The sequence below is a fragment of the Arthrobacter sp. UYCo732 genome (assembly GCF_040547265.1).
Classification (GTDB): domain Bacteria; phylum Actinomycetota; class Actinomycetes; order Actinomycetales; family Micrococcaceae; genus Arthrobacter.
This window is the reverse complement of sequence record NZ_JBEPPJ010000003.1, coordinates 182860-196988: the sequence shown is the minus strand read 5'-3', so window position 1 is coordinate 196988 and position 14129 is coordinate 182860. Positions and strand designations below refer to the sequence as shown.

Below are 14129 nucleotides of genomic sequence, written 5' to 3'. Positions count from 1 at the left end.
ATTGGCCTGTGCTCTTGGCGTGAGGGTGGGGCCCTGGGGCACACTTAGCGTGTGAAGCCTTTCCTGCTCCTGGCCTCCCGGGCCGAAGACGACGCCGCGGAGGACGAGTACGCCGCCTACCTGCGGTACGCCGGCCTGGCCCCGGCACAGCTCCGCCGCATCCGGCTGGAGGCCGCTCCCCTGCCGGACCTTGACCTGGCGGCGTACGCCGGGGTGATTGTGGGCGGCAGCCCGTTCACGTCCAGCGACCCCTCGGATCACAAAAGCGCCACCCAGCACCGCGTGGAACGGGAGCTAGCCGGGCTGCTGGACCTGATCGTGGACCAGGACTTTCCATTCCTCGGCGCCTGCTACGGGGTGGGAACGCTGGGAACACACCAGGGTGCCGTGATCGACAGGACGTTCGGCGAACCCCTGGGCGGTGTGGAGATCGAACTGACGGAGGCGGGCATCGCAGACCCTGTCCTGCGCGGAATGCCACGCCGGTTCAACGCCTTCACGGGCCACAAGGAAGCCTGCACCACACTGCCTTCGCATGCCGTGCTGCTCGCGTCCTCCCAGGCGTGCCCCGTCCAGATGTTCCGGATCAAACAGAACCTGTACGCCACGCAGTTCCATCCCGAACTGGATGTCGAGGGCCTGGTCACCCGGATAGATATCTACCGCCATGCCGGGTACTTCCCGCCGGAGTCCGCGGAGGAGCTGATGGCGAAAGCCCGCCGCTCCACTGTCACCGAACCCATGAGCATCCTGAAGAATTTCGTGGCCCGCTACCGCAGCTGAGCTCCCGGACTGTCGGGAGCCCGCCGTCGTGCGTTCCGGCCCGGCTGCTTGGTCCCGGACGCAGAAATGCCCGGCGCGCTCCCCGGACTACCAGGGAACACGCCGGGCGTTTCCGGCAGTAAGCGGGCTGGAACGTCAGGCTACGTTGTTCTCGTAGTCCGTGTCCTTGGTTTCCTTACTCAGGAACAGGGCGAACAGCGTCAGGACGGACATGACGGTCAGGTAGACACCAACCAGCACCGGGCTGCCCTTCGCCATTTCCCACAGCCAGACGGCGATGAACGGTGCCACGGCTGCGCCCAGAATGCTGGAGAAGTTGTAGCTAATGGCCGAACCGGTGTACCGGACGTTGGTGGGAAAGAGTTCCGGCAGGACGGCGCCCATGGGCCCGAACGTCAGTCCCATGAGCGAAAAGCCCAGGATCAGCAGGGCCATGGTCCCTACAAAGCCGCCGCTGAAGAGCGGAACCCACAGCAGGCCGAACACAAAGATGCCGGCGGTCACCGCCAGCAGCATCCTGCGGCGGCCGAACTTCTCGGCGAACGGCCCGGAGACCAATGTGAAAATACCGAAGAACACGACGCCGGCAATCAGCATCCAGAGGAAATCGTTGCGGCTGAAGCCCAAACCTGGAACGAATGCAGCAGCTGCTGCTTCAGACATCGGCTTGCCGGCCTTCTCAGCGGCTGCCCTAGCTGTATCCAGGCTGGCGGCGCGGGTGCCGTAGGTCAGCGTGAACGTGGTCATCAGGTAGAAGAGCACATAGGTGGCGAGCATAATGAACGTGCCCAGGATCAATTGGCGCCAGCTGGTCTTGAAGACCCGCGCCAGGGGCAGCTTGGCCACCTCTTTGGACTCGAGGACCTTGGTGAAGGCAGGCGTCTCGATCAACTTGAGACGGACGTAGAGCCCGATGATGACCATCACGGCGCTGATCAGGAACGGCACACGCCAGCCCCAGGCCAGGAAGGCTTCCGGCGACAGTGTGTAGCTGGCCACGAGGAAGATCACGTTGGCGATGATGAAGCCGATGGGCGCACCGAGCTGTGGGAACGTGCCGTAGATGGCGCGCTTGTTGGCGGGGGCGTTTTCGGTGGCCAGGAGGGCCGCACCGCTCCATTCGCCGCCGAGGGCCAGGCCCTGGGCAAAGCGCATGACCACCAGGAGGGCAGGGGCCCAGAATTGCCAGCCGGGGACGAGCGCAGTGGGCAGGCAGCCGATGAGGAACGTGGCAATACCCATGGTCAGCAGCGAAGCCACCAGGGTGCCCTTGCGGCCGAACTTGTCACCGAAGTGGCCAAAGACGATCGATCCCAAGGGTCGGGCCACGAACGCGACGCCGAATACTGCGAAGGAGCTGAGCAGCTGCGTGGTCTCGTTCTGGTTGGGGAAGAACAGTGCCGGGAAGACCAGCACAGCGGCGGTCGCATAGACGTAGAAGTCGTAGAACTCCACAGTGGTACCGATCAGGCTGGCAACAATCACGCGGCCGCGCGTGTTCACTGCCTTGGGTGATCCTTGCTCCGCGGAGGTTTGTGTGGAAGACATATGGACACACTTTCATGAGAACCGGCCGGGCATGATGAGGCCAGGCGCGCAGTAGTTAGAGTCCAATATTAGTTCCCGCCGTCCAGTCAATGGACAAGGATTCCAGCATCTGGACACGCGGGGTTTGTCTCACTTCGTGGCCCTTCACCCCGCCTCACGCCGCTTTCCAGGGGCAGACAGGGAAAAGTCACAGGGCGTTAACACACGGCGACCGTCCGCGAAACGCGCCGTCCTTAGCGTGGAGGAACAACATTCCCCCAAAGGAGGCACGCAGTGACCGCTGACCGCACTGCAGATATCCGCACCACCCGAACCGCAGCCGCCCCCGCCCTTGAATTCCGCCCGGGCCGCTGGATCGCCAACTGGAACGCCGAGAACAAAGAGCAGTGGGAGTCCGCCGGCCGCGCGATCGCCCGCCGCAACCTGAACTGGTCCATCTTCGCTGAGTTCCTCGGTTTCGTGGTCTGGCAGCTCTGGTCCATCGTGGTGGTCCAGCTCCCCGCGGCAGGCTTTACGTTCTCCACCTCGGAGATCTTCTGGCTCATCTCGATGCCCAGCCTGGTAGGCGCCACGCTCCGCATCCCCTACACCTTTATGGTTCCCCGCTTCGGCGGCCGGAACTGGACCATCGTGTCCGCGCTCCTCCTCCTGATTCCCGCGACCGGGCTGGGACTCTGTGTCTCCAACCCCGAAACCCCCTTCGGCGTCATGCTGTTCGTGGCAGCCCTGGCCGGTTTCGGCGGCGGCAACTTCGCCAGCTCGATGGCCAACATCACCTTCTTCTACCCGGCCCGGGAGAAGGGCTGGGCCCTGGGCCTGAACGCCGCCGGCGGCAACATGGGTGCAGCCGTCGCACAGCTGGCCGTGCCGATTGTCATCACGCTGCTCGCTGCGGGTACCGTCAACCTTCCGATGGCCGGCTGGATGTGGATCCCCTTCATCCTGATCGCCGCTTTCGGTGCCTGGAAGTACATGGACAACCTCACCAGCGCCAAGGGTGACGTGGCCGGCTCGGTCGCAGCGCTGAAGGAACCGCACCTGTGGATCATGGCGCTGCTGTACATCGGTACCTTCGGGTCGTTCATCGGCTTCGCCGGCGTTTTCCCGAAGCTCATCAAGGACTACTTCCCGGAGTTCTCCTCGATCGGAGTCGGCACCATGGCGCTGTCCCTGGCGTTCCTTGGCCCGCTGGTCGGTTCCCTGGCCCGTCCTTACGGCGGCCGGATGGCTGACCGGATGGGCGGCGCGCGGATGACCGTGGCGGCGTTCGCCTCGATGGCAGTCATCACGCTGACCATGATCTGGACCCTGCCGCTGAAGAACTTCTGGCTCTTCCTGGTCCTCTTCCTGATGCTCTTCACCGCCAGCGGCTTCGGAAACGGTGCCACGTACCGCATGATCCCGGTCATCTTCGCCACCTCCAGCCGCGCCGCCCGCACCGGGGCAAACTCAGTGGCCACCCAGCGGCTCGCTTCCTCAGCCCTTGGCCTTATCTCGGCCATCGGGGCCTACGGCGGGTTTGTGATCCCGCAGGTACTGAACGCATCCAACACGGCCACCGGCTCCTACACCCCGGCGTTCTACGGCTTCGTGGGAGCGTACGTCCTGATGCTGGCGGTCTGCTGGTTCTGCTACATCCGCAACGCCAACCGAAACGCGATGGGACACGTCTAACATGACCGACAGCGCCGACACGCACTGCCCTTACTGCGCCCTGCAGTGCGCCATGACGCTCACGTCTCCAACGGGCCTGGCCCCGGCCTCCAAGCCGGGGCCAGGCCCCGTGCCGGCAGAACCGCCCGCCGCCCTGGCTACCATTGAAGCCCCCGTCCTGGAAGTCAGCGGGCGGGATTTTCCCACCAACCGCGGCGGGCTTTGCCGTAAGGGCTGGACCGCAGCCACCCTCCTGAACCACCCGGGACGCGTCACAGAACCGCTCCTGAAGGGCCACGATGGCATCCACCGCCCCATCGGCTGGGACCAGGCCCTGGCCCTGGTCACCACCGCCGTCAGGGACACACAGGCCCGCTACGGGGCGGACGCCATCGGGGTTTTCGGCGGCGGCGGGCTGACCAATGAGAAGGCCTACATGCTGGGCAAGTTCGCGCGGCTGGCCCTCGGCACGTCGTGCATCGACTACAACGGCCGCTTCTGCATGTCCTCCGCAGCGGCCGCCGGGATGCGGGCGTTCGGCGTCGACCGGGGCCTGCCGTTCCCGCTGGCGGACCTGGACGGTGCCAGCACCATCCTGATGCTCGGCTCCAACGTCGCCGAAACCATGCCGCCGTTTGTGCAGCACCTTAAAGGTGCCCGCGACGCCGGCGGGCTGATTGTGGTGGATCCCCGCCGTTCAGCCACGGCGGCCTTTACGTCCGACGGCGGCGGCCTCCACCTCCAGCCCCTGCCGGGCACCGACCTTACCCTCTTGCTGGGCCTGCAGCACGTAGTGATCCACGAGGGCCTGGCGGACGCCGCCTTCGTGGCGGAACGCACTTCCGGCTACGATGCCGTGGTCCGCAGCGTCAACTCCTTCTGGCCCGAACGTGTCCAGTCCATCACCGGTGTGCCGGCAGAGCTCATCCGGAAGACCGCCCGCAGGCTTGCCGACGGCGCGCGCAAGGGCGGCAGCTACATCCTCACCGGCCGCGGCGTGGAACAGCACGTGGACGGCACCGACACCGCCACCGCCGCGATCAACCTGAGCCTGCTCCTGGGCCTGCCAGGCTCAGCCCGCAGCGGCTACGGCACCCTGACCGGGCAGGGCAACGGCCAGGGCGGGCGCGAACACGGCCAGAAAGCCGATCAGCTCCCCGGCTACCGCAAGATCACCGACCCCGCAGCCCGCGCCCACATGGCCGGCGTCTGGGGCGTCCCGGAGGAATCCATTCCCGGCCCCGGCCTTACCGCGGTCCACCTGTTGAAATCGTTGGGAAAGCCCGACGGCGTCCGGTGCCTTTTCGTCCACGCCTCCAATATCGCGGTGGCCTCCCCCGATGCCAATGCCGTGATAGCAGGCCTCCGCAGCCTGGACTTCCTGGTAGTCTGCGACTTCTTCATGTCCGAGACCGCGGCCGAGGCGGACCTCGTCCTGCCTGTCCTGCAATGGGCCGAGGAGGAAGGCACGCTCACCAACCTTGAGGGACGTGTCCTGCGCCGCCGCCGTGCCATCCAGCCGCCCGCCGGTGCCCGCAGCGAACTGTGGATCATGGCCCGGCTGGCCGAAGCCCTCGATGCCCCCTCCACGTACAGCGAGGACCCGGAAACAGTCTTCGAAGAGCTCCGCCTTGCCTCGGCCGGCGGGCTGGCCGACTACTCGGGCATCGACTACGCCATGCTGGACCGCGGCGAGGCCGCCTACTGGCCATACCCCGTGGGCAGTACCGGCACGCCACGGCTCTTCCTCGACACTTTTGCCCACGCCGACGGCAAAGCGGTCATGACCCCGGTGACGCCGCGCCGCCGTCGTACGCCAGCCGTCACCGCGGCTGGGGATGCCACAGCCCCGGCCGCGAAGACCATGACCCTCATCACCGGCCGCCTCCTGGAGCACTACCAGTCCGGCGCCCAGACGCGGCGGGTGTCCGAGCTGCTGGCCACCCAGCCCGAGGCGAAACTGCAGATCCACCCGGCTGCCGCGGGCGCGATGGGTATCGTCGACGGTGCTTTTGTCTCGGTGGCCAACGAACGCGGGGCGGTGGTCTGCCGGGCCGAGCTCAGCACCGCCATCCGCCCGGAAACGGTGTTCCTGCCCTTCCACTTCCCGGAAATCGAAAGCGCCAACCGCCTGACGGAAGCCGCGACAGACCCCATCTCCGGGATGCCCGAATTCAAGTTCAACACGGTGCTGGTCCGGGCGGCCGCACCCACCGGACTTGAGCACTGTGTTCTTCAAACGACGGAGGCCTCATGAGCGAGCAGGTTGTCATTGTCGGATTCGGCCCGGTGGCAGCCCGCCTGGTTGATGAACTGCTCCCCGCGGTCCGCGACGGACACGTCAGCCTGACGGTAGTGGGCGAGGAAGCCGAGGCGGCGTACAACCGCGTCCTGGTCGCTGACCTGGGCGTGGGCCGCACCACGGCGGACGCCCTGGCGCTTTCTGACGCGGCCGCCCTGATCGCCGAAGGTGTGGACGTCCGGCTTGGTGTGCGGGTCCGGCGCGTCGACCGGGCCCGCCAGCGTGTTCTCCTCAACGACGGCACATCGGTGCCCTACGAACGCCTGGTGTTCGCCACGGGTTCCCGTCCGGTGATCCCCAACCTCACCGGCATCAACCCGGATCCCGCTTTCCCCGTCCTTCCCGCGGGAGTCACGGCGCTCCGGGACCTGCGCGACGCTTCGGTTTTGGGCGCAGCGGTCGACGGCGGCAAGCGCGTGGTGGTGCTCGGCGGCGGTGTCCTGGGCCTGGAGACTGCCCTCGCCGCGGCGGAGGAGGGCGCCACTGTCACGGTGGTCCACAACGGCCCGCACCCGCTCGGCCGCAACATCGACCGCGGCGGCGGAGCGGTTCTCGCGGCCGCCCTGCGTCGGTGCGGTGTCCGGATGGCGGGCAACGCGCGGTCCACCGGTGTAGAGCAAAAGGCGCCCGACGGCGGCTTCTCGGCCTTGCTGCTCGATGACGGTTCCGCGATCGACGGCGACCTCCTGGTCCTGTCGTGCGGCGTGCGTCCGCGGACCGAGCTCGCCGAGGGCTCCGGCCTGTCCACCGGCACCGGGATCCTGGTGGACCACCGGCTCCGTGCGCACCACGAGCCGCACATCTTCGCCATCGGTGACTGCGCCGAGGTGCGCTGCCCTGACCCCACGTGCAATGACTGCCGCACCGCGAAGGGCCCGTCCGGGCTGGTGGGACCGGGCTGGCGGCAAGCCGAATGGCTGGCCGACTACCTAACCCTGCTGGCCACCGCCACGCCGGATGAAGCCGACGCGCTGGAGGAACTGCCCCAGGAACAGGCCGGCGTGATTGTCCTTAAGGCCCGCGGCATGAACATGGCTGTGGCCGGAGACAACGCGGCCGATCCGTGGGACGAGGAAGCCCTGACGGCCGGCGCCGTCAACGGCCGCCCGCGCCTGCAGATCGCCCAGTGGGCGGACCCCGAGCACGGCCGCTACGTCAAGATGACCACCCGCGGCGGAGTGCTGGAAGGCCTGGTGGCAGTTGGCATGCCGCGGACGGCCGCCGAACTGGTGGGACTCTTCGAACGGGGTGCTGAGCTGCCGGCAGACAGGTCCTTGTTGCTGCGGCTGGACGGTCCTGACCAGCTGGCCTCCTCCGGCCCGGCCGATCCTGCAGGTATGGTGTGCCGCTGCGCGGGAGTCAGCGGAGCCAAAATCCAGGGCGCGGTGGAGGGCGGTTGCGCCACCGTGGCCGACGTCTCCCGGGCAACCCGGGCCGGTACGGGCTGCGGCGGCTGCCACGACGACATCAAAGGGCTTATCGAAAAACACTTCCAGGCGGCCCCCGCCGCGTGAGCTGGGCTGAAGGCCGGTAGGCCTGACATGTGCGCGTAACGCGAATCGGGTGTGGTTGCCGGCGAAAGTAGCATCGGGGCCATGAATGCCGACGAAGAAGACGACATCACCGAAGAACTGCTGGCCGACGCGGCGAAGCTGACCGGGCTGGGCCTGGAACTTCTGGGCCTCGATCCCCATCCGGATGACATGACACCGGAGCAGCGGCTCCAGTTCGATCCCGATGACCTCGACGAAATGGCCGTTGTGCCGGCTGAAGAGCGCCACAAAGCAGTGAGCCAGACCCGCCTGTTGGCTGGCCTGCTGTGGAACTCGTCGGGCGTTCTCCTCGACCAGCTTTTCCGCGACCTCGGAACTTTGAGCGGGCTGGAGAATATTGGCCCGTCGGACATTGCGGGGTCCTCAGTGCTCTCCTCGCTGCCGCCCCGGTTCGCATCCAGCTACGATGCGAAGTTCACCCAAAAGTTCATTGTGGTGGCCTCCGACGTCGCGGCATCCTTGGGCCGTGGCTGGACCGCCCCCGGATGCCTGGCCGCCGAGCTGGCCGTCCGGTGCCTGCTCGACCAGGCGGAAATCACCGAGGACATCTACGAACTGGACCTGCCGGAGGACTGGCGGGCACAGGTTGAGGAAGTCCTGCTGGAGGACGCAGACAGCCAGGCGCTGTACTCGGATGATCCCGGCCCCGCGGAAAGCGCCGGCGCCCTGGGCTTTGACCAGTGGTTCGCGCCCTTGTCACCCGGCGATGTAGTCCCGGCCTTCGCCCGTTCCTGACGGGCACTATGGCTGTGCCGCGCCCGATGGTGCGGGCAGCCCAGCCAGGAAGTCTTCGGTAAACGTTTCACGCCGTCCCACTCGGTATAGGCGTCCGGGCCGCCGGGAAGGGTGTCTTCGGAATGCTCGAGGCCCACGGTTTCTGCCTCGTGCCCGTGGCTCCGGACCAGTTCGGCAATGTACTCCGCGATTTGGGCGGTCTGCCCTCCAACGCTCCCATAGCAAATGTAGATGTTGGCCGTGATTCACTGTGGCGGTCCTGTTCGTACAGGAATTAGGGCCAAACGTCCCCACCAGGTACTACATGTGGACGTGCAGGCGGCGTGCGGCCTCGGAGATGGATCCGCTGAGCGACGGGTACACCGTGAAAGTGTTGGCGACGTCGTCCACGTGGAGTTTGTGCTTCACGGCAATGGAGATGGCGAAGATCAGCTCGGACGCGTTCGGGCCCACCACAACGCCGCCGATTACCGTGCCGGAGCCCTTGCGCGCGAAGATCTTGACGAAGCCGTCCTTGTTGTTGCGCATCTTGGCGCGGGCATTGCTCTTGAGAGACAGTTTGATGACATCGCCCTGAAATTTACCCGACTCGATATCGGCCTCGGTGACACCCACGTTGGCGATTTCCGGTGACGTAAAGATGTTCGATGCCACCTGGTGCAGCTTAATGGGGGCCACGGCGTCACCTAGGAAGTGGGCAATGGCGATCCTGCCCTGCATCGCAGCGACCGAGGCCAACGCCAGCACGCCGGTGCAGTCACCGGCGGCGTAGATGTTCGGGGCCGTAGTGCGGGAGACGCCGTCGACCTTGATGTGCCCGCTCCCGGTGAGCGCGACGCCCACCTCCTCCAGACCGATGCCGGCGGTGTTGGGGATGGAACCGACGCAGACCAGGCAGTGGCTGCCCGTGACCTTCGAACCGTCACCGAGGGTCACCACCACGCCGTCGTCCGTGCGTTCAACCGTCTCCGCACGGGCCCGGGACAGGACGCGCACGCCGCGGCGCTCGAAGACTTCTTCCAGCACCTCCGCGGCGTCGGTGTCGGAACCGGGCAGCACCCGGTCGCGGCTGGAAATCAGGGTGACCTTGGAGCCCAGGCCGTTATAGGCGGAAGCGAACTCGGCACCGGTCACACCCGAGCCCACCACAATGAGTTCCTCGGGCAGTTCATCGAGGTTGTAGATCTGGGCCCAGTTCAGGATGCGTTCGCCGTCGGGCCGCGCCGTGGGCAGTTCGCGTGGATGCGCGCCGACTGCCAGCAGGATGGTGTCCGCCTCAACGGTTTCGGTGCCGTCCGCGGTCAGGACTTCAATGGTGTGGTTGTCCACCAGCTTGCCCGAACCCAGCAGGATGCGGATGTTCTCGTGCTGTTCCAGTCCGGATGTGATGTCTCGGGACTGTTGACGGGCCAGGCCAAGGACGCGGTCGTTGATGTGCTTAAGGTCCGCCCTCATCACGGGCGCAAAGTCACCGCCGTCGACGTCGAACTTCACTCCCAACTCCCCCGCCGCACTGACGCGGGTCATCAGGTCCGCCGTCGCGATCAGTGTTTTGGAAGGCACGACATCGGTGAGCACCGCCGAGCCGCCCAGGCCCGCGCGTTCGATGAGGGTGACGTGCGCTCCCAAGGAGGCTGCAACCATGGCGGCTTCGTATCCGCCAGGTCCACCTCCCAGGATTGCGATCCGGGGTGAGCTGAAGTCTGGGTGAGTAGTCACAATCAACCATTCTCTCCCCAATTGCGCCGGGACATCAATAAAGTGCCTGATTCATGGGGCGTATCACCGGCACCCGTGACGCTGTGCACAGCGGTGGCGGCACGATAGTTTTTACCAGTGAGTAATACAGACTTCCTGACACTGGACCCTTTCGATGCCGCGCGCGAGGCCGCTGCATACATTGCCGAGAAAACCGGTGTGGCCAGCCACGACGTCGCTCTGGTCCTGGGATCCGGCTGGGCCGAAGCCGCCCATCTCATCGGCGAGACCACCGCCACCCTCGCCGCGGACGATGTCCCCGGCTTCCATGCCCCGGCCGTGGCGGGACACGTAGGCACCATCCGGTCGGTGCTGACCAAGGAAGGCAAGCGCGCCCTCGTCCTGGGCGCCCGGACCCACTACTACGAAGGCAAGGGCGTCCGTGCTGTCGTCCACGGCATCCGTGCGGCGGCCGCCGCCGGCTGCAAAACCCTTGTCCTGACCAACGGGTGCGGCGGCATCAACGAAAGCTGGACTCCGGGCACACCGGTGCTCATCAAAGATCACATCAACCTCACCGGCACATCCCCGCTGGAAGGCGCCACGTTCGTGGACCTGACAGATCTCTACAGTTCACGCATCCGGGCCTTGGCCCGTCAGGTGGATACTTCGCTGGACGAGGGCGTCTACGTCCAGTTCTCCGGCCCGCATTACGAGACTCCTGCCGAGGTGCAGTTCGCCAAGCGGATCGGTGCGGATCTGGTGGGCATGTCCACGGCTTTGGAGGCGATCGCCGGCCGCCACGCGGGCATGGAGGTGTTCGGCATTTCGCTGGTGACCAACCTCGCGGCCGGCATCAGTGCCATGCCGCTCAGCCACCAGGAAGTCCTCGAATCCGGGCAGGAAGCGGGACCGCGCATCTCCAAACTGCTGGCGGGGATCATCGCCAAGCTTTAGGACAACGCGGGGTCACTTAACGCCCGTCCGAGGCCTTCCGAGGGGCGTTAGGTGAGCCCGCGTTGCTTTTTTGGGGTGGTGAGGCTGTGAGCCCGCCAGTTGATTGACCGTGTCCGCCCGGGCCTCGGGGAACCGGCGTTCCGCCCGGTGCGTCCTTGAGAATGCCTTCGCAGCGGAAGGCATTCTCGTTTCCCTCGATGGCCAGGACCACATCCAGGACGGAAATCCGGTCCGGACGCCTGGCCGGCGAGAAGCCGCCCCGGCGGACCGGAGACCGAGGCCAGGATTCGGGCCCGCACTACGTGTCCAGAAACCTGCTGTCAAGGATTTCCAGTGTTTCCGCTTTCACCTCGAGTGTTCGGGACCGTTCCGCGGGCAATAACGATAGCGTTGACCCCATGACGTCCTCCGATGCCGCCTCCTTGTTCAGCCACGCCCGTGAATGGGCGGCCAAAGATCCGGATTCCGCCACTGCCGCCGCGCTCACGGAGCTGCTGCAGCTCGCGGAGGACGGCTCCCCGGCGGCCCTGCAGGAACTGACAGACAGCTTCAACGGCACCCTGCAATTCGGCACCGCGGGACTTCGCGCCGCCCTCGGCCCCGGCCCGAAGCGGATGAACCGGGTGGTGGTGCGCCGGGCCGCCGCCGGACTCGCCGCCTTCCTGGTTGACGCCGTCGGTGCGGCATCGCCCGGAACCCGGCCCCGCGCCGTCGTCGGCTATGACGGCCGCTACAACTCGGACATCTTCGCCGAGGAAACGGCGGCCATCTTCACCGCCGCCGGGATTGATACCTTCCTGATGCCTGCCGCATTGCCCACTCCCCTGCTGGCTTTCGCAGTGCGGGCCCTGGAGTGCGACGGCGGTGTGATGGTCACCGCCAGCCACAACCCGCCGCAGGACAACGGGTACAAGGTGTACCTTGGCCGCCACTCCGTGGAGGAAAGCGGGCGCGGCGCACAGATCGTTGCGCCGTACGACGCCCGGATCGCCGAGCAGATCGATGCTGTGGGACCCGTGGAGTCCATCGCCCTGGCAACGGAGGGCTGGACGGTCCTGGGCGCCTCGGTTGCGGCCGACTACCAACGCGCGACGGCGGCACTCGCCGATCCGGTCCGCTTCCCGTCCCGCGACCTGCGGATTGTCCTGACGCCCATGCACGGCGTCGGCGGGGAAACCGCCGTGGCGGTCCTGAACGCCGCCGGCTTCGCCGATGTGACGCTCGTGGCCGAACAGGCCGAACCGGATCCGGACTTTCCCACGGTGAGCTTTCCCAACCCGGAAGAACCAGGCGCTTTGGACCTCGCACTGGAGACCGCCGCCCGTCTGGAAGCCGATATTGTGCTGGCCAACGATCCCGATGCCGACCGTGCTGCGGTGGCCGCGAAGGATCCGGCCAGTGGTGCCTGGCGAATGCTGCGCGGGGACGAGGTTGGGGCGCTGCTGGGGGCACACATCGTGGCCCGGCTCGCGGCCGGAAGTGCCGTAACACCCGACGGCGACGGCGGGGCAGCCAGCGACAGGCCGGCCGGCGACAGGGCAGGTACCGAAACTGCCGGCGTCTTCGCCAATTCCATCGTGTCCTCCCGGCTGCTGTCCCGGATTGCCGCAGCAGCCGGCTACGCGCATGAGGAGACACTGACGGGCTTTAAGTGGATTTCCCGGGTGCCAGGGTTGGTCTACGGCTACGAGGAAGCCCTGGGCTACTGCGTGGCGCCTGACATTGTGCGGGACAAGGACGGGATTTCGGCCGCTGTCCTCATCGCGGAGATGGCTGCCGCGGCCAAGGCCGACGGCAAAACAATCTTCGACACGCTGGATGAACTTTATCTCCGGCATGGGCTGCACGCCAGCGACCAGCTGAGCATCCGGGTGGCGGACCTCGGCCTGCTTGACGCCATGATGAACCGGCTGCGTGTCAGCCCGCCTGAAGCCTTTGGTTCGTCCACGGTTGAGACGTTTTCGGACCTGGCCGAAGGGAGCGACAAATTGCCGCCCACCGACGGCCTGCTGTACCTGACCCGGGACCAGACCCGCGTGATCATCCGGCCCAGCGGCACCGAGCCGAAGCTCAAGTGCTACCTCGAAGTGCTCCACCCGGTGGAATCAGCGGCCGGACTGCCCGAAGCCCGGCAGTCGGCCCGGGTCACCCTGGATGCCGTGATCAGCGATGTCCGCGAGGCCCTCGGGCTCTGAGGTTAACGGGCCGCCCGTCAGCCAAGAACGGCCCTGCCCCGCACAACGGTTGCGGGCCCGCACCGCTTATGCGGGGCAGGGCAGCGCAAGGACGGTCAGCCTAGACTTCGACTTCGATGAAGCCATCGGCGATGCGGGTGCTGAACGTTTCCAGGCGCACGGCCGCAGTTCCGAAGCATTCGCCGGTTTCCAGGTCATAGACCTCTTTGTGCAGCGGCGAGGCGATAGTGGGCCTGGTGCCGCGGGAGCCCAGGATGCCGCGGGCCATCACGTGGGCTCCGGTGGCCGGGTCCTCATGGGCTACTGCAAAGACCTCACCGGGGCCGGTCCGGAACAGCGCAACCTGGCGGCCCGCGATGAGCGCTGCTTCGCCCCAGGCGAGCTCGAGTTCTGCCACGGCGCAAACCCGGTGCCAGGTGGCAGCGCTTTCAATGGTGTCGGCGGTGGGTGCCCCAATTTCCAGTGTTGCCGTCATGTCCGGCTCCTCTCCCTGCGCCTGTTCGGCTTTTGCCTGGCCACCTCTGTGGCCGTACCAACAACCTAGGCAGCAGGTGTTTCGACGGCGTGCAGTGAATGTGTCCGGCGGGTAAAAGAGAAATCACCCGGCCGGAAACGCGTTCGTGATGCAGAAGTTAAGCCGGCGAAACAATTGGGAAACTGAAGCGAAACTGCGTCTCCGTAGTCTGAACGGACACCTCGTCAGGG

The 14129-nt window shown here is 66.3% G+C and carries 10 protein-coding genes; 7 read left to right on the top strand and 3 right to left on the bottom strand.

All coding sequences use genetic code 11. The features are described 5' to 3' along the window. Positions 1 to 51 precede the first annotated feature (51 nt). The gene (locus tag ABIB45_RS07110; protein WP_354215202.1) at positions 52 to 783 is read left to right on the top strand and encodes a glutamine amidotransferase; all 732 of its coding nucleotides are present in this window, start codon (positions 52 to 54) and stop codon (positions 781 to 783) included. Positions 784 to 918: 135 nt separating this feature from the next. On the opposite strand, the gene ABIB45_RS07105 is transcribed toward ABIB45_RS07110, so the two are convergent. After that, a complete protein-coding gene (locus ABIB45_RS07105; RefSeq protein ID WP_354215201.1) occupies positions 919 to 2331 on the bottom strand; it encodes an MFS transporter in 1413 nt (470 codons plus the stop codon). A 273-nt stretch (positions 2332 to 2604) separates the two neighbouring features. Here ABIB45_RS07105 and ABIB45_RS07100 point away from each other — a divergent pair, with 273 nt between their 5' ends. The 4 genes from ABIB45_RS07100 (at position 2605) to ABIB45_RS07085 (ending at position 8574) form a co-directional block, all read left to right on the top strand. After that, the gene (locus ABIB45_RS07100) at positions 2605 to 4005 is read left to right on the top strand and encodes an MFS transporter (protein WP_354215200.1); all 1401 of its coding nucleotides are present in this window, start codon (positions 2605 to 2607) and stop codon (positions 4003 to 4005) included. A 1-nt stretch (position 4006) separates the two neighbouring features. Further along, the gene (locus tag ABIB45_RS07095; RefSeq protein WP_354215199.1) at positions 4007 to 6241 is read left to right on the top strand and encodes a molybdopterin oxidoreductase family protein; all 2235 of its coding nucleotides are present in this window, start codon (positions 4007 to 4009) and stop codon (positions 6239 to 6241) included. Further along, on the top strand, positions 6238 to 7800 hold the full coding sequence (locus tag ABIB45_RS07090) for an FAD-dependent oxidoreductase (protein WP_354215198.1): 1563 nt from the start codon (positions 6238 to 6240) through the stop codon (positions 7798 to 7800). The genes ABIB45_RS07095 and ABIB45_RS07090 overlap by 4 nt, the downstream gene beginning before the upstream one ends. An 81-nt stretch (positions 7801 to 7881) precedes the next feature. Further along, positions 7882 to 8574 carry a peptidylprolyl isomerase gene (locus ABIB45_RS07085; protein ID WP_354215197.1) on the top strand — a complete coding sequence of 231 codons (693 nt, stop codon included), beginning with the start codon at positions 7882 to 7884 and terminating at the stop codon, positions 8572 to 8574. A gap of 300 nt (positions 8575 to 8874) precedes the next feature. Here the strand turns inward: ABIB45_RS07085 and ABIB45_RS07080 are convergent, their stop codons facing one another. Beyond that, positions 8875 to 10293, bottom strand: coding sequence for an NAD(P)H-quinone dehydrogenase (locus ABIB45_RS07080; protein ID WP_354215196.1), 1419 nt, complete (start codon positions 10291 to 10293; stop codon positions 8875 to 8877). A 117-nt stretch (positions 10294 to 10410) separates the two neighbouring features. Here ABIB45_RS07080 and ABIB45_RS07075 point away from each other — a divergent pair, with 117 nt between their 5' ends. After that, positions 10411 to 11229: a purine-nucleoside phosphorylase gene (locus ABIB45_RS07075; protein ID WP_354215195.1), complete on the top strand. Its 819-nt coding sequence runs from the start codon at positions 10411 to 10413 to the stop codon at positions 11227 to 11229. Positions 11230 to 11627: 398 nt separating this feature from the next. Beyond that, positions 11628 to 13424 (top strand): phospho-sugar mutase, encoded by a 1797-nt coding sequence (locus tag ABIB45_RS07070; protein ID WP_354215194.1) that lies wholly within the window; start codon positions 11628 to 11630, stop codon positions 13422 to 13424. A gap of 100 nt (positions 13425 to 13524) precedes the next feature. Here the strand turns inward: ABIB45_RS07070 and nirD are convergent, their stop codons facing one another. Continuing rightward, complete coding sequence (gene nirD / locus ABIB45_RS07065) at positions 13525 to 13899, bottom strand: nitrite reductase small subunit NirD (RefSeq protein WP_354215193.1); 375 nt, start codon at positions 13897 to 13899, stop codon at positions 13525 to 13527. Positions 13900 to 14129 lie beyond the last annotated feature (230 nt).

Coding starts and splice junctions, on each gene's coding strand:
- ABIB45_RS07105 (WP_354215201.1), bottom strand. CDS start 2,331: ATGTCTTCCACACAAACCTCCGCGGAGCAAGGATCACCCAAGGCAGTG.
- ABIB45_RS07070 (WP_354215194.1), top strand. CDS start 11,628: ATGACGTCCTCCGATGCCGCCTCCTTGTTCAGCCACGCCCGTGAATGG.
- ABIB45_RS07090 (WP_354215198.1), top strand. CDS start 6,238: ATGAGCGAGCAGGTTGTCATTGTCGGATTCGGCCCGGTGGCAGCCCGC.
- ABIB45_RS07095 (WP_354215199.1), top strand. CDS start 4,007: ATGACCGACAGCGCCGACACGCACTGCCCTTACTGCGCCCTGCAGTGC.
- nirD (WP_354215193.1), bottom strand. CDS start 13,899: ATGACGGCAACACTGGAAATTGGGGCACCCACCGCCGACACCATTGAA.
- ABIB45_RS07085 (WP_354215197.1), top strand. CDS start 7,882: ATGAATGCCGACGAAGAAGACGACATCACCGAAGAACTGCTGGCCGAC.